The organism is Anaerobacillus sp. ABA4_114 (genome assembly GCF_056159065.1).
Window position 1 is genome coordinate 344,519 of the sequence record NZ_JBSWUM010000001.1, and the last position, 25,220, is coordinate 369,738.

Annotated in this window: 24 protein-coding genes and 1 riboswitch; of the genes, 21 read left to right on the forward strand and 3 right to left on the reverse strand. The window is 43.2% G+C overall.

Annotation, left to right across the window (positions count from 1 at the left end):
- Window positions 1-12: 12 nt before the first annotated feature.
- The 15 genes from nuoL to ACXAEY_RS01835 all read left to right on the forward strand — a co-directional run bounded on the left by nuoL (window position 13) and on the right by ACXAEY_RS01835 (window position 15,329).
- Complete coding sequence (nuoL, locus tag ACXAEY_RS01765) at window positions 13-1,875, forward strand: NADH-quinone oxidoreductase subunit L (RefSeq protein WP_474810037.1); 1,863 nt, start codon at window positions 13-15, stop codon at window positions 1,873-1,875.
- Entirely contained in the window at window positions 1,872-3,356 is a 1,485-nt protein-coding gene (locus tag ACXAEY_RS01770; RefSeq protein WP_474810039.1) for a complex I subunit 4 family protein, read from the forward strand. The genes nuoL and ACXAEY_RS01770 overlap by 4 nt, the downstream gene beginning before the upstream one ends.
- Window positions 3,357-3,360: 4 nt before the next feature.
- On the forward strand, window positions 3,361-4,884 hold the full coding sequence (gene nuoN, locus ACXAEY_RS01775) for an NADH-quinone oxidoreductase subunit NuoN (RefSeq protein WP_474810041.1): 1,524 nt from the start codon (window positions 3,361-3,363) through the stop codon (window positions 4,882-4,884).
- Window positions 4,885-5,080: 196 nt separating this feature from the next.
- Window positions 5,081-5,314 carry a DUF1146 family protein gene (locus ACXAEY_RS01780; RefSeq protein ID WP_270180361.1) on the forward strand — a complete coding sequence of 78 codons (234 nt, stop codon included), beginning with the start codon at window positions 5,081-5,083 and terminating at the stop codon, window positions 5,312-5,314.
- A gap of 110 nt (window positions 5,315-5,424) precedes the next feature.
- Window positions 5,425-6,171: a YwmB family TATA-box binding protein gene (locus ACXAEY_RS01785; RefSeq protein ID WP_474810044.1), complete on the forward strand. Its 747-nt coding sequence runs from the start codon at window positions 5,425-5,427 to the stop codon at window positions 6,169-6,171.
- Between the two features lie 29 nt (window positions 6,172-6,200).
- Complete coding sequence (gene murA, locus ACXAEY_RS01790; protein WP_270180359.1) at window positions 6,201-7,523, forward strand: UDP-N-acetylglucosamine 1-carboxyvinyltransferase; 1,323 nt, start codon at window positions 6,201-6,203, stop codon at window positions 7,521-7,523.
- 260 nt (window positions 7,524-7,783) lie between these two features.
- Window positions 7,784-8,791, forward strand: a complete 1,008-nt coding sequence (gene spoIID / locus ACXAEY_RS01795; RefSeq protein ID WP_474810046.1) for a stage II sporulation protein D — start codon at window positions 7,784-7,786, stop codon at window positions 8,789-8,791.
- 166 nt (window positions 8,792-8,957) lie between these two features.
- Window positions 8,958-9,872 carry a peptidoglycan DD-metalloendopeptidase family protein gene (locus ACXAEY_RS01800; protein WP_474810048.1) on the forward strand — a complete coding sequence of 305 codons (915 nt, stop codon included), beginning with the start codon at window positions 8,958-8,960 and terminating at the stop codon, window positions 9,870-9,872.
- 415 nt (window positions 9,873-10,287) lie between these two features.
- Window positions 10,288-10,587, forward strand: coding sequence for a DUF4212 domain-containing protein (locus ACXAEY_RS01805; RefSeq protein ID WP_474810050.1), 300 nt, complete (start codon window positions 10,288-10,290; stop codon window positions 10,585-10,587).
- Window positions 10,588-10,601: 14 nt separating this feature from the next.
- Window positions 10,602-12,263 (forward strand): sodium:solute symporter family protein, encoded by a 1,662-nt coding sequence (locus ACXAEY_RS01810; protein WP_474810051.1) that lies wholly within the window; start codon window positions 10,602-10,604, stop codon window positions 12,261-12,263.
- 515 nt (window positions 12,264-12,778) lie between these two features.
- Entirely contained in the window at window positions 12,779-13,051 is a 273-nt protein-coding gene (spoIIID, locus tag ACXAEY_RS01815) for a sporulation transcriptional regulator SpoIIID (protein WP_224880233.1), read from the forward strand.
- A 135-nt stretch (window positions 13,052-13,186) separates the two neighbouring features.
- Window positions 13,187-14,188, forward strand: a complete 1,002-nt coding sequence (gene mreB / locus ACXAEY_RS01820; RefSeq protein WP_270180354.1) for a rod shape-determining protein — start codon at window positions 13,187-13,189, stop codon at window positions 14,186-14,188.
- A gap of 51 nt (window positions 14,189-14,239) precedes the next feature.
- Window positions 14,240-14,518: a DNA-directed RNA polymerase subunit beta gene (locus tag ACXAEY_RS01825; RefSeq protein WP_474810053.1), complete on the forward strand. Its 279-nt coding sequence runs from the start codon at window positions 14,240-14,242 to the stop codon at window positions 14,516-14,518.
- An 18-nt stretch (window positions 14,519-14,536) separates the two neighbouring features.
- Entirely contained in the window at window positions 14,537-14,959 is a 423-nt protein-coding gene (fabZ, locus tag ACXAEY_RS01830) for a 3-hydroxyacyl-ACP dehydratase FabZ (RefSeq protein WP_224880227.1), read from the forward strand.
- A gap of 196 nt (window positions 14,960-15,155) precedes the next feature.
- A complete protein-coding gene (locus ACXAEY_RS01835) occupies window positions 15,156-15,329 on the forward strand; it encodes a hypothetical protein (RefSeq protein WP_474810055.1) in 174 nt (57 codons plus the stop codon).
- Window positions 15,330-15,368: 39 nt separating this feature from the next.
- Here ACXAEY_RS01835 and ACXAEY_RS01840 read toward each other — a convergent pair whose 3' ends face one another.
- A complete protein-coding gene (locus tag ACXAEY_RS01840) occupies window positions 15,369-15,701 on the reverse strand; it encodes a helix-turn-helix domain-containing protein (RefSeq protein ID WP_270180351.1) in 333 nt (110 codons plus the stop codon).
- Window positions 15,702-15,990: 289 nt separating this feature from the next.
- Between ACXAEY_RS01840 and ACXAEY_RS01845 the strand changes: the two genes are divergently transcribed.
- The 3 genes from ACXAEY_RS01845 to ACXAEY_RS01855 are packed head-to-tail and all read left to right on the forward strand — an operon-like array spanning window position 15,991 to window position 16,703.
- The gene (locus ACXAEY_RS01845) at window positions 15,991-16,113 is read left to right on the forward strand and encodes an anti-repressor SinI family protein (RefSeq protein WP_270180350.1); all 123 of its coding nucleotides are present in this window, start codon (window positions 15,991-15,993) and stop codon (window positions 16,111-16,113) included.
- Between the two features lie 12 nt (window positions 16,114-16,125).
- Window positions 16,126-16,389, forward strand: a complete 264-nt coding sequence (locus tag ACXAEY_RS01850; RefSeq protein ID WP_474810058.1) for a hypothetical protein — start codon at window positions 16,126-16,128, stop codon at window positions 16,387-16,389.
- Window positions 16,386-16,703, forward strand: a complete 318-nt coding sequence (locus ACXAEY_RS01855) for a DUF5658 family protein (RefSeq protein WP_474810059.1) — start codon at window positions 16,386-16,388, stop codon at window positions 16,701-16,703. Before ACXAEY_RS01850 ends, ACXAEY_RS01855 begins: the two co-directional genes overlap by 4 nt.
- A gap of 46 nt (window positions 16,704-16,749) precedes the next feature.
- On the opposite strand, the gene ACXAEY_RS01860 is transcribed toward ACXAEY_RS01855, so the two are convergent.
- Complete coding sequence (locus ACXAEY_RS01860; RefSeq protein ID WP_270180347.1) at window positions 16,750-17,085, reverse strand: helix-turn-helix domain-containing protein; 336 nt, start codon at window positions 17,083-17,085, stop codon at window positions 16,750-16,752.
- 100 nt (window positions 17,086-17,185) lie between these two features.
- Window positions 17,186-17,323 carry a DNA-binding anti-repressor SinI gene (gene sinI, locus ACXAEY_RS01865; RefSeq protein ID WP_270180346.1) on the reverse strand — a complete coding sequence of 46 codons (138 nt, stop codon included), beginning with the start codon at window positions 17,321-17,323 and terminating at the stop codon, window positions 17,186-17,188.
- 21 nt (window positions 17,324-17,344) lie between these two features.
- A riboswitch (cyclic di-GMP riboswitch) is annotated at window positions 17,345-17,441 on the reverse strand.
- A gap of 213 nt (window positions 17,442-17,654) precedes the next feature.
- Between sinI and ACXAEY_RS01870 the strand changes: the two genes are divergently transcribed.
- The 3 genes from ACXAEY_RS01870 (at window position 17,655) to ACXAEY_RS01880 (ending at window position 24,555) form a co-directional block, all read left to right on the forward strand.
- Window positions 17,655-18,422, forward strand: a complete 768-nt coding sequence (locus tag ACXAEY_RS01870; protein ID WP_474810061.1) for an SDR family oxidoreductase — start codon at window positions 17,655-17,657, stop codon at window positions 18,420-18,422.
- 49 nt (window positions 18,423-18,471) lie between these two features.
- On the forward strand, window positions 18,472-18,858 hold the full coding sequence (gene gloA2 / locus ACXAEY_RS01875) for an SMU1112c/YaeR family gloxylase I-like metalloprotein (RefSeq protein WP_270180344.1): 387 nt from the start codon (window positions 18,472-18,474) through the stop codon (window positions 18,856-18,858).
- A gap of 171 nt (window positions 18,859-19,029) precedes the next feature.
- Window positions 19,030-24,555 (forward strand): alpha amylase N-terminal ig-like domain-containing protein, encoded by a 5,526-nt coding sequence (locus tag ACXAEY_RS01880; RefSeq protein ID WP_474810064.1) that lies wholly within the window; start codon window positions 19,030-19,032, stop codon window positions 24,553-24,555.
- Window positions 24,556-25,220 lie beyond the last annotated feature (665 nt).

Below are 25,220 nucleotides of genomic sequence, written 5' to 3' on the forward strand. Positions count from 1 at the left end.
GGGGGGTTATAAATGGATTATGTCTGGCTGATTCCGGTTCTACCACTTCTATCCTTTCTAATCATTTTGTTTACCAGGCCGGTCATTTATAAAAAAGCTGGCATCGTAGGTACCCTGTTTTCCGGCGCTGCTTTTGTTGGAGCACTCATCGTTCTTTTCAGTCATCTCGAAAACGGTAATTTCCTAGTAGAAGGAAATTGGCTATCGATCGACGCACTCACTCTAACGTTCGGGTTAGAAGTGAATCCATTGAACGCACTTATGCTCGTCATCGTTACCCTCGTTAGCTTTCTTGTACATATGTATTCGATGGGGTACATGGCAAATGACGAACGGATCGCAACGTTCTTCGGTTATCTAGGGCTTTTTACATTTTCGATGACGGCTCTTGTGTTGTCACCGAACCTTCTTCAAATCTATTTCTTCTGGGAGCTTGTTGGAGTGTGTTCGTTCCTATTAGTAGGTTTCTACTTTTATAAACCTGAAGCAAAGGCAGCAGCAAAGAAGGCGTTCATCGTAACGAGGATCGGAGATGTAGGATTACTTGTTGCAATATTCTTGCTGTACTGGCAGACGGGAACGCTTGAACTAGACGGAATCTTTAGCGCTGCAGAAGCGGGTGAACTAACGCCAGCAATGATTACGTTAACGGCAATCCTCATTTTCGTAGGAGCAGTCGGGAAATCGGGACAATTTCCACTTCATACGTGGCTTCCTGATGCGATGGAAGGTCCTACACCAGTATCCGCGCTCATTCATGCAGCTACGATGGTAGCGGCTGGTGTTTATCTTGTAGCAGTGATGTTTCCACTTTTCACAGCATCTGATGTTGCAATGATGACTGTAGCGATCACTGGTGGTGTTACGGCCGTCTTTGCAGCGACGATTGCCCTTGTTCAAAACGATATCAAACGGATATTGGCATACTCCACAATCAGTCAGCTTGGGTACATGATGCTTGCCTTAGGTACGGCTGGGTATACCGCAGCAGTCTTTCACCTCACGACACACGCTTTCTTTAAAGCACTTCTGTTCCTTGCTGCAGGAAGTGTGATCCATGCAGCGCATGAACAAAACATCCACAAGTTAGGTGGACTCGGTAAAAAGTTGAAAGGAACGGCACTCCTGTTTCTAATAGGGAGTTTAGCGATATCTGGTTTTCCGCTGTTCTCGGGCTTCTTTAGTAAGGATGAAATATTGGCTTCTGCGTTCTCGAACGAAAGCTATGTTCTCTTTGGGTTAGCTCTTCTTACAGCGTTTCTCACGGCTTTTTACATGTTCCGCCTTTACTTTCTGGTCTTTAGCGGAGAGCGTGAGCGTAATGAAGAAATCAAAGAATCTCCGCGTACGATGCTTATTCCCATGATGATTCTGGCCGTGCTCGCCGTTTTCTCAGGGTTTATTCATACACACTGGTTCGGAGCGTTTCTCGGTGATTGGCTTGAAACTACTCCTTATCCAGTGCTGTTCAGTTCCATCGATGCGCCATATTGGATAATGGTTCTGGCTAGCGCGTTGTCGATTGGAGGAATTGCTCTCGCATGGTTCATGTATGCAAAACAAAGTATCCCAAGAAATTGGCTATACGGATCGATGCAAGAAGCACATCGCCTACTGTATCGAAAGTATTATGTTGATGAACTTTACCGCAATGTATTTGTAAAAGGGCTCTACGCGCTTAGCTACTTCTGGAGCTATTTTGATCGTTTCATCGTTGAAGGAGGGGCCGCTGCAGTAAAGGGACTCGTCTCACAACTTGGTAAAACGGGTGTGAAAGTTCAGTCTGGCCAGGTACAGACTTACGGTGCCGTTGCGTTTTCAGGACTCGTCCTCGTCCTTCTAGTCATCGCGGCGTTAGGGGGGTATTTCCAATGACCGGTTTACTTTCAATTCTTGTGTTCTCGCCGCTATTAGGAATCATTCTACTTGCGATTCTATCTCCTGAAAGTCATTTGGTAAAACGGATCGGTACACTCGCTACGGCATTACCGCTTCTTCTCGCCATCGTCGTGTACTCATTGTTTGAACGAGGCGTTGAAGGGATTCAGTTCCAAGAGACGGTTACGTGGTTTGAAATGATGACGTCGATCAGTCCGAACGAGCCTTATATCATCTCATATGAGCTTGGCGTCACGGGTCTATCGGTTTTGTTCTTGTTTCTAACCTCTCTCATTACGTTTCTTGCTTCCTTTGCCGTCCATCGAATAACGAGTGGAACAAAAGGGTTCTTCATATTATTTCTGGCACTTGAACTCGGCATGCTTGGGGTTTTCTCAAGCGAGAACCTGTTCCTCTTTTTCTTGTTTTTTGAAGTAACGCTCGTCTCAACGTTCTTACTTCTCGGGAGATGGGGTGGTTTTCATAAAGAAAGGGCTGCTTTTTCATTCTTAATCTACAACGGGATTGGATCGGTGCTGCTTCTCATTGTTATCATCACTCTTTTTGTCGAACTGCATACGACGAATATCACGGAAATTACTTCGATGCTGAAGGAAACGGATTCATTTGAGTTTCTCTCATATGACATGAGAATGTGGTTGTTGGTTCTACTACTCCTCGCTTTCGGGACCAAACTTCCAATCGTACCCCTTCATTCATGGATGGTACGCGTACACGTTGAAGCGCCGATCGCTCTTGTGATGATTCATGCAGGAGTGTTATTAAAAATAGGTGCATATGGATTGATTCGTTTCGGAGGAGGCTTTTTTCCACAACAGCTGCAAGACATCGCACTTGTCCTTGCCATTCTTGGATTAATCAACTTGTTGTATGGCGCATTCATCGCGTTCGTTCAAACTGAACTTCGAGCGCTGCTTGCCTATTCGTCTATATCCCATATGGGCATCGTGTTACTTGGATTAGCTTCGTTTAATTCAGCTGGTGTTCAGGGGGCAATTTTTCAAACCATCTCACATGGTCTCATTGCAGCACTCCTCTTTCTTCTGATCGGAGTCCTCCTCGACCGATTTGGGACGACGAGAATCAGTGAACTTGGAGGCATTGCTAGTCAGACCCCGTTATTTGCTGGTTTCTTTTTAGCGGCAGGACTTGCATCTCTAGGGTTACCGGGCATGAGCGGCTTTATTAGTGAATTTCTAGCGTTTCTAGGATTATTTGAATCGATGCCTGTGATCGGTGCGATTGGTGTCTTAGGGATCATTCTAACTGCTGTCTATATCTTGCGAGCCGTACTAGCGGTGACCTTCGGTGAACGGCGACCATCCTTTGATCGGAAAAGGGATCTATCCGCAACTGAAGTCGTTTCATCAGCAGTATTACTGATCCTGATCATCTGGATCGGCGTTTATCCAGCAATCTTGTCTAACACGCTGAGAACGATTGGGATAGGGGGTTAGCGTAATGAATATGTCGACTTTGATGCAATACAACTGGGGAAGTATGATGCCTGAATTTATTATAATCATTACTGCCGTAACAGTCTCCTTGATCGATCTTTTTACGACGAAAAAAAGTCGTACCATGCTCGTATGGTTTGCACTAGCGGGTGTTGGTTTAGCTACGATCTTTCTTTTTCTGCAGTTAGACGACGGGGTCGTTTCAATTTTAGGTGAAACGTTCAGGCTTGATTCGTTTGCGAAAGCGTTCAAACTGCTCATGTTGATCGGTACAGGTTTTGTCCTATTGCTCGGACTTCCGTCTAAGGGTGATCTAGAGGATGTAAAAGGGGAATACTACTATCTCATCTTAACGGCTCTTCTCGGTGGGATGATGATGGCGTCTAGCGCTGACCTTATCACATTATTCGTTGGTCTTGAGCTATTGAGCTTATCTTCATATATCCTTGTTGGAATTCGTAAAACGAATCATTTTGCGAACGAAGCTGCCTTTAAATACCTCGTCAACGGAGGGATCGCCACCGCGATCACACTGTTCGGGATGAGCTATGTATATGGACTTTCAGGTGAAACGAATCTGTATGCGATTCAGTCTGCTATGGCAAGCGACATCGTGGCAGATAATCGGTTTCTCATCGTGTTTGCATTTCTAATGATTTTTATCGGACTACTATTCAAGATAGCAGCAGCTCCGTTTCATATGTGGGCACCTGACGTCTATCAGGGAGCTGAAACTCCAGTCACCGCTTTTTTAAGCGTCGTTTCAAAAACAGCTGGATTCGCCATTATCCTTCGTCTCCTCATGGTACCGTTTGTCTTTGCACCTGGGACAGGAAAAGTAATTACGCCTGAGGGAATGAGTTTTGAATCGCTACTCGTATCTGTTCGCCCTTACATAGCGATCATAGCGATCTTAACCATCATCATCGGTAATATTATTGCGCTTAGGCAGTTGAATGCGAAACGCCTCTTCGCTTACTCGAGTATCGCTCATGCAGGTTACATCCTTATTCCTTTTGCGGCATTATCGGAGATGGTGTTTGAAGTCGTATGGTTCTACTTATTGGCGTATCTCCTGATGAACCTTGGGGCGTTTGCTGTAATTCATGCTGTAACGAAGGAAAGAGAAGACGTGACAATTGCTTCGTTTGCAGGAATGTTTAGACGCTCACCGTTCATTGCGATCACGATGACGATTTTTCTATTGTCTCTTGCTGGAATACCGTTTACGGCTGGATTCATTGGGAAATTTGAAATATTCATGAGTGCGCTGGGAACAGAGCCAAAGCGTTATTTTCTAACGGTAGCGATGCTTCTAGGAACCGTTCTATCGTACGTATACTATTTCGGCTTGTTCGTACAAATGTACTTCAGACCGTCAGATAAGAAGCCGATAACGATTTCAGCAGGGGTGACAGCTGTATTGACGATCACAGCTACAGCTACACTTGTTATTGGAATTTTTCCGTCAACGGCATTAACGTTCATACAAGAGTACTTTCAATTCATGGAAGTGTTTAATCAGTAAGGACCGCAGTCTCATTGGGATTGCGGTTTTTTTATTAAGATTTAGGAAAAAATAAAAATATTGTCGAAATTGATGGTAAAATGTAAGTTAGAACTTATATTTATGGGGTTAAAGTCCGATATTCATTACGTACGATATCTTTTATAATTAGCAAATAGAAATTGATACAAGTGTGCAAATGAGAGGGGGTAGAGAGATGACGGAAGCACTTGCGCAGCAGTCGATTTTTTCGATTTTTATTCACCTGGTGTTTTTATTGATAACCTGGTGGGCGCTACAAACTGTTCGCTTCGATGTGTTTGTTAAGAAGCCGAATAGTCCACAGGCCAAAGTCCTCATGATACTCCTGACCATCAGCATCGGTTCCCTCACTAGTAGCTTCTTTCTCGATTACTACAACTGGTCTATCCGCCTAAAATACTTATTCTAACTTAAAAGTCACATTTGGAATTTGTCGGTTAATGACTACAAATTCCATGTATGCCCTAGCCCTCAATGGTCACAATGAAAGTAAGAGACCTGAACGGGGAGAGGGTTAAGATGAAGCTTATGATCGGATTACTGTCAATCATGCTTCTTGGAAGCTTTTCACATGGTACATCAGTAACGTTTGAAGATGATACGGAAGCAAAGACAGCCGAGATTGCGAACATTTTAATAGACAATGATGTCACAATAAAAAGTTGGTCACTTCATACAAAAGGAAAAATGGGTTTTAAAAGTATTTCCTCAGGGAAGAGACTAACTACGTCGGAGCTTCAAGCTGATTCGCCAGAGTATAACTGGATCGAAAAGGTGGACGGTGACGGCATTGTGAAGTTCATTGGCACAAAACTGGATTCGAAATTAGGCATCAAAGACACTGTAACCCTTATTACTTATCCGGAGAATGATCGTAATAGCTCTTATCTTATCTATAATATGGAAGTCTCCGGATTCCACCAGGAGGAATGGCGAACAGCTTACGAACACTTTACGTCACAAAAGTCACAATTTTTCCATGAAGATGCCCCTGTCTTCACTTGTTTTAAAGGGGTGAAAGATGATAAAATGAACATTGTTTTGTACAAAGAGGCGGACAAGCTTTTGAGCGATTTTGGAGCCTCGAAAGTTGAAGAAGTCAATGAAGAGACGTTTGTATCACTTTCCGCATACCATAAGAAGTGGAAAGAAACAATTACAACGAACAACCAGAGAATGAACTTACAGATAGCATTACGAGATACAGGAATGGGCGGCGCAACTACCGTCACAATTGGCACACCGATAATTACGACTGAATATTAATATACAAATTGGACGCGGAGGGGAATACGTTGGAAAAAATCATCGTCCGAGGTGGCAGGAGACTGACTGGCTCTGTAAGAGTCGAGGGAGCTAAAAATGCAGTCTTGCCCGTCATCACAGCATCTGTATTAGCACATGAAGGCACGAGCACGTTAAAAGATGTGCCGGCCCTTTCAGATGTACACACGATTAGCGAAGTATTAAGTTATTTGAACGTAGAGTCAGAGATAAATGGAAATACAATTCATGTGGATGCAACAAAACCACTAAAAACAGAAGCACCTTTCGAAGCAGTACGTAAAATGAGAGCTTCGTTTCTAGTTATGGGACCATTATTGGCCCGCGTGGGTCATGCCCGCATCGCACTTCCTGGTGGCTGTGCAATTGGATCAAGGCCGATCGATCAGCACCTTAAAGGCTTTGAAGCAATGGGTGCAGAGGTTCAAATCGGTAATGGATTTATTGAAGCTTCAATTAAAGGAAGACTTCAAGGAGCGAAGATTTACCTTGATTTCCCAAGTGTTGGAGCGACTGAAAACATCATGATGGCAGCAGTTCTTGCGGAAGGTACAACGATTCTTGAGAACGTTGCGCAAGAGCCGGAAATCGTCTGTCTAGCGAATTACCTGAATGCGATGGGTGCGAAAGTACGCGGAGCAGGTACAGGTACAATTCGAATCGAAGGTGTCGAGAAGCTATACGGTGCTGAACACACTGTTATTCCTGACCGCATCGAAGCAGGTACTTTTATGGTAGCATCTGCTATTACAGGCGGAAACGTTCTTGTCGAGAACGCTGTTTCTGAACACCTACGCCCTCTTATTGCCAAGATGGAGGAAATGGGAGTTGAGATTACAGAAGAAGGTAACGGTCTACGAGTAATCGGTCCTGAAACACTCAAACCAGTAGATCTTAAGACGATGCCACACCCAGGTTTCCCTACAGATATGCAGTCACAGATGATGGCACTGTTGCTTCAAGCAAAGGGTACAAGTGTGATCACTGAGACAGTATTTGAAAATCGATTCATGCATGTTGAAGAATTCCGTCGCATGAATGGAAACATCAAGATCGAGGGTCGTGCCGCAATCATTGAAGGTCCTTCTGAGCTACAAGGTGCTGAAGTATCAGCTACTGATCTTCGCGCTGGAGCTGCATTAATCCTTGCTGGTCTAGTTGCTGACGGCTACACTCGTGTAGATGAGCTTAAGCACTTAGATCGTGGTTATGTGAACTTTGCTGAGAAGCTTGCTGCTCTTGGAGCTGACGTTGAACGCGTCAAGCTTGAAGAAACAGAGCAAACAGCAGAAACTGTAGCTGAAGAAACAGACGTTAAACCAAAATTAGCCTAAGTGAAAACCGTAGCGATGAGCTACGGTTTTTTTGTTATGAACGGAAGCTCTTCCCCTATAAAATATTCATTAAAAGTTAAACATTAGGAGCTTTATGATAAAAGCTTCAACAAAAGAAAAATATTGAGTAAAACCGTTAACAAACCCTTCCTCACGTCCCTCAGCATTGCACCGATACCTCGTTTCGTTTCTGTTCTAAATGGTTGTCCACTTCCATAAGGTGTTAGTGGAGATACAATTTAGATGACGGGGGCATGCGAATGAAAAAGATCCTTCTTATCCTTATCTTATTTGCTGGCATTATAATTCTTTTGCCATCTATGTTAGTGCTACCATATGGATCATCTGGGGGATCACCAGTGACTACTGACTCGAAAAGAGAAAGTAACAATATGCCAACTGCAAAAGCCGTGAATGTCGATGTACCGGTCTATCGAGCACAGCTTGAGAAGACGGTGAACGTTCCAATTGAAGAATATGTAACAGGAGTAGTAGCAGCTGAGATGCCAGCAGAGTTTAATCTAGAAGCTCTGAAGGCGCAGGCGTTAACAGCAAGAACGTTCGTCGTTACGAGGCTTGCAAATCCCACAGAAGAACTTCCTGGGAACGCAATCGTCACTGACACGATCCAACACCAGGTATATAAAAGTAACGATGAGTTGAAGAAAGCATGGGGAAAAGAGTTTGAGAGTAAGTATGCTAAGATCGAAAAGGCTGTTGAAGAAACAGTCGGTCAGATTTTAACGTATGAAGGCAGTCCGATCTACGCTTCATTTTTCTCAACGAGCAACGGATACACGGAGAACTCGGAAGACTACTGGGAAAATGCTGCTCCATATCTTAGAAGCGTAGAAAGTCCGTGGGATAAGCAGTCGCCTAAGTACTCCGACGAAATATCGTTTTCGAAAAGTGAGTTCGAACAAAAGCTTGGTGTTACGCTTCCATCGGATGGATCGGTCGGAACGATAAAGAACCTCACGACTGGGAAGCGGGTTGGGGAAGTTGAAGTAGCTGGTAAATCCTTTACTGGAAGAGAAATTCGAGACCTTCTTGGTTTAAGGTCTTCTGACTTCACCTGGGAGCGGAATGGAGATCGAATTTCTGTCACGACGAAAGGCTATGGACACGGCGTTGGAATGAGTCAATATGGTGCGAACGGAATGGCTGAAGAAGGAAGAGACTACGATGAAATCGTGAAACACTACTATAAAGGTGTGGCGATCAGTGAGATGGGCCGCTATGTTGATAACTTAACAGCACACCGTTAACAGCCGCAGCAATGCGGTTTTTTGCTTGTTAAGACGGCGTATTTTGAGAAAATGAAAAGAAAATGCATAAAAATAACGGACTTGTCGAAAAATAAATAGATATTTTTTCAGGAATGTGTATAGAAACCTTGTAACCTGACAACAATGGTTGCTGAGGTGATGATAAATGGGAGATGAAAACAAAAAATCTCATCCTATTGAAAAAAGCGCTTCTAAATGGCAAAAGCTAGCTAGAAAGCGTTGGATTTATCCAGCAGTATACCTTGGATTCGCAGCACTAGTACTAACAGCAGTGCTTTGGATGCAAGGCGGTCAAGAAAATGCAGAAGAGCCCCGTGACTTGAGTGGTATTGATTCTGACAGAAGTGCCTATGATGCTGATGAAAAGTCTGTCCCGGTTCTAGGAGATTCTGAAGTCTTTAAAGTACCTGCTTCTGAAGATAGTGGCGTATTTGTTCAAAAGCAATATTACGACGCTGAAGCTAGCACTGACGAACAAAAAGCTGCTCTCGTATTCTATAATAATACCTACTACCAGAATTCAGGAATCGACTATGCGAAAGAAGATGGAGCAAGTTTTGAAGTCGTTGCTGCAATGAGTGGTAAAGTTGTGAAAGCAGAAAAAGATCAGTTGCTTGGTAACGTTGTACACATCGAACATGCAGATGGCGTTGTAACTGTTTATGAGTCTCTTGATAAGCTTGAAGTTGCTGAAGGCGACAAAGTGAAGCAAGGTGATGAGTTAGGTACAGCTGGAACGAACACATTCGACACTGATGCTGGCGTACATGTACATTTTGAAGTACGTAAAGACGGTACACCAGTTAACCCGCTTGATGTATTCAACCAACCATCCTCTGCTGTAGAAGTACAGGATAGTGAAGAGAAAGCTGGTAACCCTGTAACAAATCCTTCTGCTTCAGAAGGAAATCAGGGAGTAGACTCTGAGAAAGACGCTGAAGAGAAAGCTGAAAAAGACGCGGCTGAAGAAAAAGGTTCAAAAGACACAGAAGATGCAGATGAAAAAGGTTCGAAAGACTCAAACACCAACAATGAAAAAGGGTCAAAAGACTCTCAATAAGAAACAGGCCTCCGAGCGATCGGGGGCTTTTTCTCTGTTATCAATGAATATTTTCAACATTAATCGACCTTTCCCGGGAAATAGGAGGTGATTTTATGTAGGATATTCATGAACGATTGGAAGATTTGTGGAAAATTAATCTTGACTTATAGGAGTAATAACTTGATAATGAAAAATATGATTTAAATATTCAGATAATTTAGACGAAAGGAGAGACTGCCATTTTATACGTTTTTATCGTCGCGGTATTGATCAGTATCGTCGTTACTGTTCAGAAAAGAAAGCCTCTATTTTTACTAATGCCCATCGGCCTATTGGGTGTTTATCTCATTGTTGAGATTGCCAGAGTTCCTCTAGGTTTTGGAGAAACTGTGGAACTTATTTTTAACTTAAAATAATTGGAGGTGGAAGTAGAGTGAAGAAGATTGATAAAAAGACTGCAGATGCTTATATAAAAGCTAGATTTCGTCTGACCACTGTTCTATTAATCATTTGGTTGACCGTCTCGTTCGGCATGGTCTTGATTGCTGAAACGCTTGCGCAGTATACGTTCAACGGCTTTCCACTGCATTATTTCATGGGTGCTCAAGGTTCGATCGTCGTGTTTATCATTCTATTATTTGTTAACGCTTACATATGCGACCGTATCGATGAGAAATACAATCTAGTAGAGAAAAAGAGTAAGAATGTAAAGGGACAAACACTTAGTCAATAAGAGGGAGGATATGAATGGATTCTCAGTTTCTAGTATCATTACTACTTATTATTGCCTCGTTTGGATTGTATATTGGAATAGCCGTTTACAATAGAGCTAAGCAAACGTCAGAATTTTTCGTAGCGGGTCGTGGGGTTCCATCGGTCTATAATGGGATGGCGATCGGCGCTGACTGGATGAGTGCAGCTTCATTCATCGGTTTAGCAGGAACCGTTATGGTACTCGGCTATGATGGACTTGCTTACATCATGGGCTGGACAGGCGGCTATTTGCTTCTAACATTTCTATTAGCACCTCAACTCCGTAAATCTGGGCGATACACAGTTCCAGAGTTCATCGGAGATCGGTTTCAAAGTAAAACAGCACTCGTTATTGCGGCGATCGCAACAATTATCATCAGTTTTACATACTCGATCGGTCAGCTCGCAGGTTCAGGCGTTGTTATCGGAAGACTTTTTGAAGTAGATGCGAAGATTGGCGTTATGATCGGGGTCGTAATCATTGCAATCTACGCAACGATGGGCGGGATGAAAGGGATTACCTGGACTCAGGTAGCTCAGTACATCATCTTGATCATTGCCTATCTTGTTCCGATCATCTTCATGTCTCTTCAAATCACGAACAATCCACTACCATGGTTAAGTTATGGAAACATCGTATCTGAATTAGGAGAACTCGATCGGGAGCTCGGAATTTCGGAATATTTTACGCCATTCGATACCGGTTCAAAGTGGCAGTTCCTCGCACTGATGTTTAGTTTGATGGCCGGAACAGCAGGATTACCGCACGTCATCGTCCGTTTTTATACTGTATCGACGATGAAAGCTGCTCGATGGAGTGGTGCATGGGCACTGTTGTTCATCGGATTACTCTATCTCTCAGCACCAGCGTACGCTGCTTTTTCTCGCTTCATCTTGATGAAACAAGTAGCGGGTAGTCCGATCGATAACTTACCTGGCTGGACTGAGAAATGGATCAACACAGGCTTACTCAGTATGGCAGACGGAAACTCTGATGGCATTCTTCAGTGGCAAGAAATTGCCATCAGTAATGACATTGTTGTTATGGCTACTCCGGAAATCGCAAATTTAGGAATCTTTGTGATCGGCCTTGTAGCTGCTGGGGCGATGGCTGCAGCTCTTTCAACCGCAGGCGGACTTCTGATGGCCATTTCTTCATCCTTTTCACATGATATCTATTTCCGTATTATTAATCCGAATGCCTCTGAGAAGAAGCGTATGGCCGTCGCACGCTGGTCGATTCTGATCGCAACGATCGTAGCAGGCCTTGTGGCGTTGAATCCACCTGGGGTAATCACTCAAATCGTTGCCTGGGCGTTTGCGCTCGCTTCTGGTACATTCTTCCCTGCGCTCATATTAGGAGTATGGTGGAAACGTGCAAATGCATATGGAGTTATTTCTGGAATGATTGTGGGCCTTCTCGTAACCTTAACGTATATCTTCCTAGCGAAGTTTGGTGGAGTTACAGTATTTGGAATCATTGACACAGGAGCAGGCGTGTTCGGCGCGATAGCTGCTTTCTTAACGAATATCATTGTTTCACTAAGCACAGCCCCACCATCACAGAAAACGCAAGAAGAGGTGTTGGACCTAAGATACCCTGAACAATTGAAGTACAAAGATGGGGAAGTATGGAAAGATGATGAAGTCATTTAACGTGCTAGCCTCGGATACAATGGTATCCGGGGCTTTTTATTTTTATTATCTTTTCTATAGATGTGCTTAGAAGATTGAAGAAAACTTGTTAATACGATACTTCAAAGTTGATTAGAGCGTAAGGTGCTCGCCTTCTGCGGGACTAGCGGGACAGGTGATACCCTAGAGGCGCATAGGTCTTCGCAGGTGGCTCAACGCCCGCCCAGCTAAAGCGAGCACCTGCAGCGTATATCAACCACTACTCACAGATAATGGCTATTATTTTAAAGAAAATTTAATAAAATCACTTGTCCCTCTTGACTTTTTGGTATATAACTATCCAACCCCTAATAAAATGTTACAAAACTTAGTAAATGAGGGGCAGAGGTGAGAAGTTGTGGTAAGGCTTCGAAGTATTCTTGTACACAATTCTCCTGACATCATGTAGATCGACTTGATGACTTGAGCTTCGTAGCATGATCACTTTATCAGTCTCATTTCGCATCTCTCACATCCAATTTAGGGAGGCGAGTGGTGTGCACGATTACATCAAAGAGCGAACCATCAAGATTGGAAATTACATCGTGGAGACGAAGAAAACGGTGAGGGTGATCGCCAAAGAATTTGGAGTGTCAAAAAGCACCGTCCATAAAGACCTTACTGAAAGACTCCCAGAAATCAATCCTGACCTGGCCAACGAGGTGAAAGAAATTCTTGAGTATCATAAATCGATACGACACCTTCGAGGCGGGGAAGCGACTAGAATAAAATATAGAAAGGATACTGAGAAGGAAGAAGCTGTAAAATAGGTGAAAAACGACAATTTTTTCTAAATCTTTTTCTTCCATGTTCACTTTTGTGATACAATATACTAATGGATATGAACTCTATACATACTAGGAATGGAACTATAGATGAGTGATTGAACACAGGGAGGATAGATCATGTTATCACGTGATATAGGGATTGACTTAGGTACTGCGAACGTACTGATTTATTTAAAGGGAAAAGGGATTGTCCTTGATGAGCCTTCTGTTGTAGCGATCGACACCACAACGGGTAAAGCACTTGCCGTAGGTGAAGAAGCAAGGCAGATGGTAGGCCGGACGCCTGGAAACATCGTTCCTACCCGTCCATTGAAGGATGGGGTCATCGCTGACTTCGATATTACAGAAGTGATGCTTAGACATTTCTTGAACAAGATCAATGTGAAAAGCTTTTTATCGAAGCCGCGTATTTTAATTTGTACACCGACGAACATCACATCGGTTGAGAAAAAAGCGATCAAAGAAGCTGCTGAAAAAAGCGGTGGGAAACAAATTTTCCTAGAAGAAGAGCCAAAGGTTGCCGCAATTGGTGCTGGAATGGATATCTTCCAACCGAGCGGAAATATGGTAGTGGATATAGGCGGTGGGACGACTGATATCGCAGTACTATCGATGGGCGATATCGTCACCGCCTCTTCCATTAAGATGGCAGGGGACAAGTTCGATTACGAGATCTTAGACTATATCAAGAAAGAGTACAAGCTATTGATCGGTGAACGAACGGCAGAACAGATCAAGATCAATGTTGCAACGGTATTTCCAGGTGGTCGGAAAGAAGAGCTCGACATACGCGGACGTGACATGGTTACTGGACTTCCTAGAACCATCACAGTGAAATCTGATGAAATTCAGCAGGCGTTACAAGAACCGATCTCTCATATGGTGATGGCAGCGAAAAGCGTTCTTGAACGTACTCCTCCTGAACTTTCGGCAGATATCATCGATCGCGGCGTGATCATGACAGGTGGAGGCGCGCTTCTTCATGGAATCGATCAATTGTTTGCTGAAGAATTGATGGTTCCTGTATTAGTTGCTGAAGAACCAATGAGCTGCGTTGCAAAAGGGACAGGCTTAATGCTAGAACATATGGACAAAATCGCTAAAAAGAAACTAGTCTAACTTATCGGAAGTTCTTAGGTAACGGAAACTATTCGTAAGGGTGTTATCATGATGGCGAACAACCATGAAAACGTAAATGAAACCTCAGAAATTAACATGAATGATGAGGAGAAAAAGACAAAGAATAAGAAAATAAAAGAGCGTATGCCTAGAATTCGGTTGATCCCGATTTGGCTGCGCCTTATTCTCGTTGTACTCCTTCTTGCCTTTTCACTGGCTGCAGGAGCTATGATTGGATACGGGGTCATCGGAGAAGGAAGCCCGGGAGACGTCTTCAAAAAAGAGACCTGGGTGAAGATCTCTGATATTGTTAAGAAAGAAACGGAGTAAAAGAAGGGAGCACTCGTGATGATGGACATTCAAGATATCAAATCGATCATTCCACATCGCTATCCTTTTCTACTTGTCGACAAGATCGTTGAAGTAGAGGAAGAAGTGAGAGCGATCGGAATTAAGAACGTTACAGCCAACGAAGAATTTTTCAACGGTCACTTTCCTGATTACCCTGTCATGCCAGGTGTTTTAATTGTAGAAGCACTTGCGCAGGTCGGTGCGGTTGCTATGCTTAAGAAGGAAGAGAACCAAGGGAAGCTTGCTTTCTTTACAGGCATCGATAAATGCCGCTTTAAGAGACAAGTTAAGCCAGGCGATCAGCTCCGCTTAGAAGTTGAGATCATCCGTATTAAAGGACCTATGGGCAAAGGAAAAGCGACAGCGACGGTCGATGGTGAAGTTGCTGCGGAAGCGGAAATCATGTTTGCCCTCAAATAACGATCTTTCAAGCATCTCGAATTTCGAGGTGCTTTTTTTAGTTCAATTGTAAAAACGTTGTGCGATTTTGTTAAGCATTTAAAGGCTTTATTGAGACTCTGTTAATTGCCACACATGGGAGAATTTTGTTGTTATGATTTGGTCAACCGCTTATTCAGTAGCCGCGGTCAAACTTGGTTAGGGAGGAATTTTGATAATGAATAAGAAATTCATGGCCAAAATTGCAACTTCGTTTCTAGCTGTTATGCTCATCACTGCTTGTAGCGGTGGAGAAGAAGAAGGAAACAATAATACGACCAATAACGGAAGTAATACGGAAGAACCTGCTTCGAACAACGGATCCACTAACTCTGAGAATTCTGCTGAATAAGTTGTTAAACTCCCGTCCACTCCAGGCGGGAGTTTTTCATTAGCCTTTCTTGTTTAATTGCCACTTCCTAAACTCGAGAAATTCCTCAAAGTCTTCTTTCGTGATGCCAGACCGCATCGCTTCTTCGATCAACGACTGCCATTCAGGATCTAGATTGGGTTCTCTTTCTTCGAATTCATCTTCATGAATGAACACATCCATAGGCACCTTTAATACAGCCGCGATTTTTTCGAGGAATTGTATGGAGGGGTTGGCCTGTTGATTGCGCTCGATTGAACTGAGGTATGATTTTGCTACCCCAGCTCGCTTCGCTAATTCAGTTAATGACAGTCCCATGCGATTTCGGTAAAGCTTAATCTTTTCACCTATCATCCCCAATACCTCAACTTTGTTAGTATTTGATAATTCGATTTTATCAAGAACATCATGTTCTGTAAACAGAACAAAAGTCTTAAGTTAAAAACGTTAATATATGGAATTATAAGAAAAATAAAGCATAGGTTAGAAAAGGCTAGGTTTTCCACATAAACACAAATAAAATAAAGAATTTTCAGTCTTTTACAATCGATCTGATAGGCTTATATTAGAGTTATATTCTAAATAAAGAACAAAACGTTCTTTATAATGTCGGATTATGGAGAAAAAAGTAAGGAGGTTGAAAATGAGAGCGTATGGTGGAGAAAAATTGGACTTAGAGTGGATCAACCTTATTTCGAAAGCGAAGAAGTTAGGGCTAAGTAAGGAAGAGATTAGACAATTCCTCGATAATTCCTCAAAAAAATAAGGGGGAATTTAGATGATCAAGCTTGGAGATCGCACGTTTGTATCGTACATCACAGAGAAGAGAGTCAAAGTCGTTGCACTCGATGAAAGGATCGGCAAACTTTATATTAACGATGAATACAAAGGGCGCTGTGACTTAGACTTTATTCTTAAAAAGATTAAGGAGCTCGAATTGCAGGAGGAAAATAGAAGGTGGCTTTTTGAGGACGAGCGGAAACTTTATAACGAATTAAGTGAAATCATTAAGAATCAGATCATTTCCTCGAACTCAGAATGAGTAGGGATACACGGTCTTCCCTTCAATCCATCATGTACTATTTGGCATGCTGTAATTTCATCGATGGCGTCATTACATACTGGGGCGTACAGAACAACGTGATAGAAGAAGCGAATCCACTGATGAACCTATTATTTAGTATCCATCCATCTGTCTTTCTATGTTTTAAGATCATACTGTCGATCTTACTTGTGTTTATGGGAAGCATAAAGAATGACTTTCAAACGCGGTTAATAAGATGGCTGTTGAACGTCGCAATTGTTCTTTATACTGCGATATTACTCTATCATGCCTACTGGCTCTTTTTACTGTAAATCATAATAAAAAGAGCCTTCACCTAAGGCTCCCGTGTCAGATCGATTATTTGTCGCTTCCTTGCTTTGCACGCCACTTGTTAAACTCTAGAAATTCTTTGAATTGTTCTTTACTAACTCCCGAATTCATCGCTTCTTTAACAAGCTTTTTCCACTCTGAATCCAACTCGCTTTGATGGATGAGGTTATCTCCTTGAAGAAGTACCTCTACGGAAACATCTAATACTCCTGAAATCTTCTCCAAAAATTGAATAGAAGGGTTAGATTGTATGTTTCGTTCGATTGAACTCAAATAGGATTTTGCTACACTAGCGCGTTCAGCTAATTCTGAAAGTGAGAGGCCTTTACGTAATCGATACTTCTTTACTTGCTCTCCTATCATGTCTTACCCTCCCATACGTCAACATCATACTCAGTTACTAAATATTATATCAGTATGGGTATGTTCCGTAAATAGAACAAAAGCGTTAATCGCCCTCCACTCATTCCTTCGAATCCCTGACTATTTCCTCCTTTTTAATAAACGCTTTCACCTCTTCCACTGATAATCCTAATTCCTTCGCAGTAAGAATTAGAAATACCCATTCCTCATCGAGCCTCACTTTTTCACTTGTTTCCATCCTCACTCCTCCTCTATGTTCCCAGGTAGTTCAGCCATCTTAGGAAACATCTTACGCCTCCCTTAGATCTGATAACTTTGCGATCTACTTCTTTCAAAGTAGGGTGCCTTTTTGCTGGAGGATACCTGATACTTTAGACCTATGTAAACGAATGATGTTATACATCTATCATAGTCCGAAAATGGTAAGAAATTTGTTGTTTTTTGAAAGCTATAACAACTTTTTTTGTCATTTCATAAATAGTTACAGTGAAACGTAAAGGATGCCGGTTATTTTTTTAGACTGACCCACCGAAAGAATGGGTATAGAAGGAAGACGAGGAGGGAAATTCATGAAGAAAATTGCGGTGATTACAGGTGGCGGATCTGGTATTGGAGCAGCAGCTGCAAAGCGGTTCGCAAAGGAAGGCATCACAGTTTGTTTGTTCGATGTAGAAGAAAGTCGTGTAGAAGAAGTAAAAGAGGAGATCATCTCCCTAGGCGGTGAGGCGTTCGCATATGAAGTCGATGTGTCTGATGAAGACCAGGTTGTCAGTAAGCTTCAAGAAGTAAGCGAAAAAACAGGTGCGATCGATTATCTCTTTAACAATGCTGGAATCAACGGGACGCTTCAACCGATTGAAGAAATGAGTGTAGACAATTGGGATCAAACGATTCAAACGAATTTGAGAAGTACGTTTCTCATGGTGAAGCATACTGTTCCATATATGAAGAAGCACGGAGGGAGTATGGTCATCACAAGTTCGATCAATGGAAATCGAACGTTCTCGAACTTCGGGATGTCTGCATACAGCACATCGAAGGCAGGGCAAGTTGCGTTTATGAAGATGGCTGCGCTTGAACTAGCGAACTATAACATAAGAGTGAACGCGATTTGTCCTGGAGCGATCGAAACCAATATCGATGAAAATACGGATCAAAAGGAAAGTGTTAAAGAAATTGAAATACCTGTAGAGTATCCAGAAGGTAGCCACCCGTTAGAAGAAAAAGCAGGAAAGCCTGAACAAGTCGCTGATGTCGTTTATTTTCTCATTTCAGATGCATCCAGTCATGTGACGGGAACAGCGATGTACGTTGATGGAGCGGAGTCACTTCTGTAGCTTGACGTAAGAACGAACCGTCGCTAAGTTAGTATAGAGGTGATCGAAGATGTTTAAAAAGGTACACCATGTTGCCATCATATGTTCAGATTATCAACGCTCGAAAGATTTTTATGTGAATGTACTGGGATTAACGGTATTAGAAGAAACGTACCGGAACGAAAGAGAGTCATACAAACTTGATCTAGCGGTTGGAGAGCATACGCGAATCGAACTGTTCTCCTTCAATTCCGCTCCTCTGCGCCCAAGCTATCCGGAAGCACGTGGACTTCGGCATATTGCATTTGAAGTGGACGACATCGAATGGGCTGCACAGGAGCTTAGAAGGAAAGGTGTCACTAGCGTTGAAGAAATTAGAGTAGACGAGTTAACAGGGAAGCGGTTCACCTTTTTTCAAGATCCAGACGAATTACCTATCGAAATGTATGAAAATTAGCACATTTAACCAAAAGGAGTTGATTACCTGCCAAACCTGTGGCATCATAAGTTTGAAAGCGTTTGCTTATTTAGTGAGATGGTTTTTGTGCAACTTTGCGCAATCGATTTCACTAACGTTTTTGTGCAAACGGTTTCACAAACTGTAGATTTAAATTAAAGGGGGATATCGATGAAACGGCGTAATCGAAAACGGCTTTCTTTGTCGCTAGCAATCGTACTCGTGTTGCAGTTGCTGGCAGGAGCAATGCCGGGTGTCGAAGCTGCAACGCTTACGAGTCCGGTAATCGAAGGATCGAGCGCAACGTTCAACTATCAGGGAGACGGTAGCAAGACGTCTGTCAAAGTCGCTGGTGATTTTACGGATTGGGAAAACGGCGCTCTTGAGATGACGAAAGGTGAGGGAGATGTCTGGAGCCTTAAAGTCGATGATCTATCGAACGGAATGCACCAGTACAAGTTTATCGTCGATGGTGAATGGATGAAGGATCCTCTCAATTCTAATGGAGGAGAAAACAGCGAATTTCAAATCGGCGATGCGGATGCGAAACGTACCGTTACACTAGTCGGTGATCTCCAAGATGAGCTAGGTGCAGAAGCTGATTGGAAGCCTGATGCATCTGAAACGATCATGGAAGACAAAGGGAATGGATTCTATGAATTTACGGCAGAGCTTCCTGCTGGTAAGTATGAATACAAGATTGCGATCAATCAATCTTGGGGGGAGAGCTATGGGAAAGATGGAGGAAACATTCCGCTAGAGCTTTCTGAAGCATCGAAAGTAACGTTCTATTACCATGATGGCACGCATGCAATAGCAGATTCCACTTTTTACAGTAAAATTTCCGATGAAAAACAACCGAGATTAGTAGGTTCTATCCAGCCTGCGATCGATGCTGGAGATGAGTGGAGTCCCAAAACATCGACTGCGTTATTCACCGATGATAATTTCGATAACATTTACACATACACTGCAGATGTTCCAAAAGGAAACTATGAATACAAAGTTGTGTTAGGAAGCGACTGGGGCGAAGAGTATCCTTCGAATAACGTTGCACTAAACGTAATTGCTGATGCAACGATCACGTTCCAATTTAACGCTGAAACGAAAAATGTTAGTTCTGATTATAGCCCTGAGGGTTCTGATGGAGCGATCAACAAAGAAAAACTTCTACATAACTCCTGGGAAGAAACTTACCGAGCTCCGTTTGGTGCTGTAAAAGAAGGCGAAACCGTTACGCTTCGTCTTTCAGCCAAAAAGGATGATCTAACAAAAGCAGAATTGTATATCAAGAATCAAAATACGGGTACAAGTAAGCTTGTTCCGATGGAAAAAGCGGCGACTTCTGACGGAATGGACTTTTTTGAGGCAGACGTAAAGCCAGAAGTCAAAGGTCTTTATGGCTACAAGTTTATTGTACGTGATGGTGCGGCAAAAGCTGAGTATGGTGAAGATACACAGCAGGGATCGAAAGGAAAAGCGACCGATGCAAACGCAGAACTGTATCAACTAACTGTGTTTGACCCTGGCTTCAAAACGCCTGATTGGATGAAGGAAGCAGTCGTATATCAAATTTTCCCTGATCGTTTTTATAACGGAAATGAGAAGAACGATGATGCAAAGAAATATGCACGTGGTGATGAGCCGATCGAACATAAAGAATGGGATGAGCTACCTGATAATCCGAGGTTAGCTGATCGTTCTGGATATGAAGGAGATGGAATCTGGAGCAATGATTTCTTTGGCGGTGACGTGAAAGGGATTCATGAAAAGCTAGATTACATCGAATCGTTAGGTGTTAATACGATTTACCTCAATCCGATCGCAGAAGCTGCATCGAACCATAAATACGATGCAACGGATTGGAAGGATATCGACCCATTGTTCGGTACACCTGAAGAATTTGAGGCATTCACAAAAGAGCTTGAGAAGCGCGACATGCATCTGATCATGGACGGGGTGTTTAACCACGTAGGTGATGATTCGATCTATTTTGATCGTTACGGAAAATATGACGTTGTTGGCGCGTACGAGTATTGGTCTCTAATCTATGATCTTATGAATGATAAGGGACTGTCTGAAGAAGATGCGAAAAAAGAAGCACGTAAACAGCTTGAAGAAGAAGGCCAGACATTCAATGATGAATATGGTTTTCACAACTGGTTTAATATTAAAAATGAAATCGTGACGGATGAGAACGGAAACGAACGCTACGATTATCAGGCGTGGTGGGGTTATGACTCGCTTCCTGAAATTAAAAGCATCGAGGGCGATGCCGTCGATTATGCGAGTGAACTTAACAACCAGAAATTCTCGGATTACATCATGTATGACGACGATTCAGCAGCGAAAAGCTGGATCACAAACGGTGCATCCGGGTGGAGACTCGATGTAGCGAACGAAGTGGACATGGAGTTCTGGCGTGAATTCCGCGATGAGCTGAAATCAGACAGCATTGCAGGCGCGGGTGCAACGCTTAAAGAAGGAGAAGAACCATTGATTCTCGGAGAAATCTGGGATGATGCGTCTAAGTATTTTCTTGGAGATCAGTATGATTCGGTTATGAACTATCGTTTTGAAGGAGCGATTTTAGACTTCTTGAAAAATGGTAACGCTGCGAGTGCAGATGAGAAGCTGAAGGCTGTGCAGGAGGACTATCCTGATGAAGCGTTTCGTGCTCTCATGAACTTGATGGGATCTCATGACACGCCTCGTGCTGTGTATATCCTCGGTGGTGGGACAGACACGTATGAGCGTGCTGAATTCGATCCGAACTATAATCATGAGCTTGGGGTAAAGCGACTCAAGCTAGCGGCAGTGCTTCAGATGGGGTACCCAGGCGCGCCGACGATCTACTATGGTGATGAAGCGGGAGTAACAGGATCTAAAGACCCTGACGATCGCCGCACGTATCCATGGGGTGAAGAAAACGAAGCGTTAGTGAAGCACTATCAAAGTGCTGGTGAGGTAAGATCAGAGAATGCCGATCTACTCGCATATGGAGATCTAAAAACGTTACATGCTGATGGCGATGTATATGTTTATGCCCGTACAAATGCGGAAGGTGCAGCAGTGGTCGCGGTGAATCGCGGAAACGATAACAAAACAGTTGAGTTAGACGTAGAAGGTATCGTAAAGAACAATATTTCGTTCACCGACGGACTTGCGAAGGACTACAGTACAGCTGTAAAAAGCGGCAAGATGAGCGTGACTGTACCTGCGATGACAGGACGCATGCTGATCGCTGATGGCGGCCAGAACTTTGAGCTTCCAAAACCAGTAAGTGACCTTAATGCGAAAGCTTTAGAAGGAAATGTAGAGCTTAGCTGGACGGGGGACGCAGCGCAGTACAAAGTCTATCGATCTACTTTACAAGGTGCGATGTTCGAAGAAGTGGGGACGACAGATAAAACATCGATCGTCATCGATGGATTAACAAATGGTCAGTCGTACTACTTTGCTGTGACGGCAGTAGATGGTGAAGGAAATGAATCACCTTTGACTGAAACGACAAAAGCAGCAGTTCCGCACTATGAGTGGAAAGATGGAAGCTATGATCTGACAGATGTTAATAAAATCGAAGACGGTGTGCTCGATCTTTCCAACACATTTAAGATCGAAGCAGGAGTAAAAATTGACGGCGCGACTGAATCAGGTTTAGCTCAAGGCTTGACGGCGAAGTTACAGGTGAAGCAAGACGGCGAATGGACCGATTCAAAAGCGACCTATAAAGGACAAAGTGGGGACGGAAATGCATATAACCTATTCACGGCTGACTTCCGCCCGATTGAAACTGGAACATACCAATACCGCCTTGCATTTTCAACAGATCGTGGTGAAACGTGGAAATCGACGAACGTAGAAGAAGTGACGTTGTCGCAAAACCAGAATGATACAAAAGCGCCTGCTGAGTCAGTTACGCTTGAAGAACCGCTAAAAGAGTCTGGACAAGTCACGTTGAACTGGAGCCTCAGTGGCGCGGACGACCCTTATCTTTTTGCCATTGAAAGAGATGGGAACGTTATCGAGAGACTGAATGATGCAGAAAAAGTAAGCTACACAGACTTTGCTGTTGAGAATGGTAAAACGTATGAGTACAAAGTAGTGGCATACGACCGCTCAGGAAACAAAACGGTTTCGAATGCCGTAACGATTACACCAGATATCGTCATGGTCGATGTGACGTTCAAAGTTCATGCTCCGGATTACACGCCGCTAAGCGCGAAGGTTACGATGCCAGGCAGTGAGAACGGATGGAGCACGAGTGCGTGGGAAATGTCACGTAACGGAGCGGTTACAGCTGATTGGGAACTTACCAAAACATTCCCTGAAGGCACGATCTTAACGTACAAGTACGCGAAAGGTGAATCGTGGGATCAAGAAGGTCTAGCGGATCATACACGTTCTGATAAGACGGACGACGACGTTAGTTACTATGGTTATGGTGCGATCGGGACGGATTTAAGCATCACTGTCACTAATCAAGGTGGCAACAAGATGGTCGTTGAAGATGAAATTCTTCGATGGATCGACATGCCGGTCGTTGTCGATGCACCAGAAAACGGTGCAAAAGTAGATGGTGACACCGTCACGTTCAAAGGAAATGCGATCAAAGAAGGCGTTCTAACGATTAATGGTGAAAATGTAACAGTGAATGACGATATGTCGTTCAGCCATGAAGTGAAACTTGAAAATGGGGAAAACAACATCCCAATCACGATTGAACCATCGGAAGAGAACAAGTCTGAGATCTTTAACAATGATGGTGGCGCGATCGCGAAGAACACGAAAGAATACACGTGGACGGTTACATCGGGCGGAGGGGAGCTGGCAGAGCCAGACCGTTTGTTCGGAAAAGACCGCTACTCAACAGCTGTTGAGATCTCAAAGAAAGGCTGGGATCAAGCAGATACAGTTGTTTTAGCTAACGGAACCGACTTCGCAGATGCGCTTGCAGGTGGTCCGTATGCTTACAAACTAGATGCCCCGATCTTATTAACTGGAAAGGATCGCTTAACAAACGTTGTAAAAGAAGAAATCAAACGCCTGAAAGCTAAGAAAGTCATCATTCTTGGTGGGAAAGGTGCAGTATCCGATTACGTTGCATACGAACTTCGAGGTCTTAATGTGAAAGTAGACCGCATCAGCGGAAAGGATCGTTTTGAAACTGCAGCAAATATTTCAGCCCGTATGGGAGCAGCTGATCAAGCTGTTGTTGTGAATGGTCTAGATTTCCCAGATGCATTGTCTGCAGCGTCGTATGCAGCAGAACACGGGAACCCAATCCTGTTCACATTAAAAGACAAAGTACCATCCGCTACACAAAAAGCGCTCGATTCTATGAACACTTCGATTGTAGTTGGAGGTTCTGGGGTAGTCGGCGAGAGCGTTCTTTCTAAACTACCTGAACCTAAACGTGTATCTGGTAAAGATCGTTTTGGTACAGCAGCTGCAGTAGCAACTGAACTGAATCCATCACAGCATGTGTTTATCGCAACAGGAATGGATTTTGCAGATGCACTAGTTGGATCAGTACTTGCAGCAAAACAAGATGCAGCGATGCTCCTGGTTCAACCTAACAAACTACCACAATCTACCGGGCAAGCGATTAAAGATTTGGAAGCAAATGAGTTTACAATACTAGGGGGAACAGGCGCAGTAAGCGAAGAAGTCGTGAGGGAAATGATAGAACAGTAAATAAGTTTTCGAGGGGGGTCAGATGCGTATCTGACTCCCTTTCCATTCTTTTTTTTTAAAATATTTCCAAATATTTTAAAATTTTACTATTCCCAAATTATAGAAAGTGATATACTACAACTATCGACCACGCAATAGTATAAAATCCCCATCTTCCTCTCTTAAAACCGCATTTCGAATGACTCGATTTCCAGGAGGCGAAGGATCATATCGATTGCCGAAGGAATCGAAAAGTATCAGTCTAACAAGTGGAAGGATTTACAAAGTTTCTAAGTTTTTACCGCTTTCCGTTACACGTATACTGCCTCATGACGAACCATGTGCAACTCTCCATCGAAACCTTCGATTACCCACCAGGTGAAATCATGAAATCATCAACGCCAGCAATTCCAATAAGAAATATGACTAAAGACACGTACTTCAAACCCGCTACACATCTGAGCTGCTTGACTCCCTTTTGTATGGAAACCACCTAAGTTAATCATTATACCTGTATCTAGTCAATGAGATGGTTTTCCATCCAACAATGTCTGGAGTCGTTATGGTGCTCATCTTTCATACATAAAGGATTTGCTCGTAGATCCCGCATACATATTCTCCTAGAAAGGTAGCAAAAACCATAGTTAGAGGCCAGGGATCATATATCCGATCAGCTATGAAGAAAA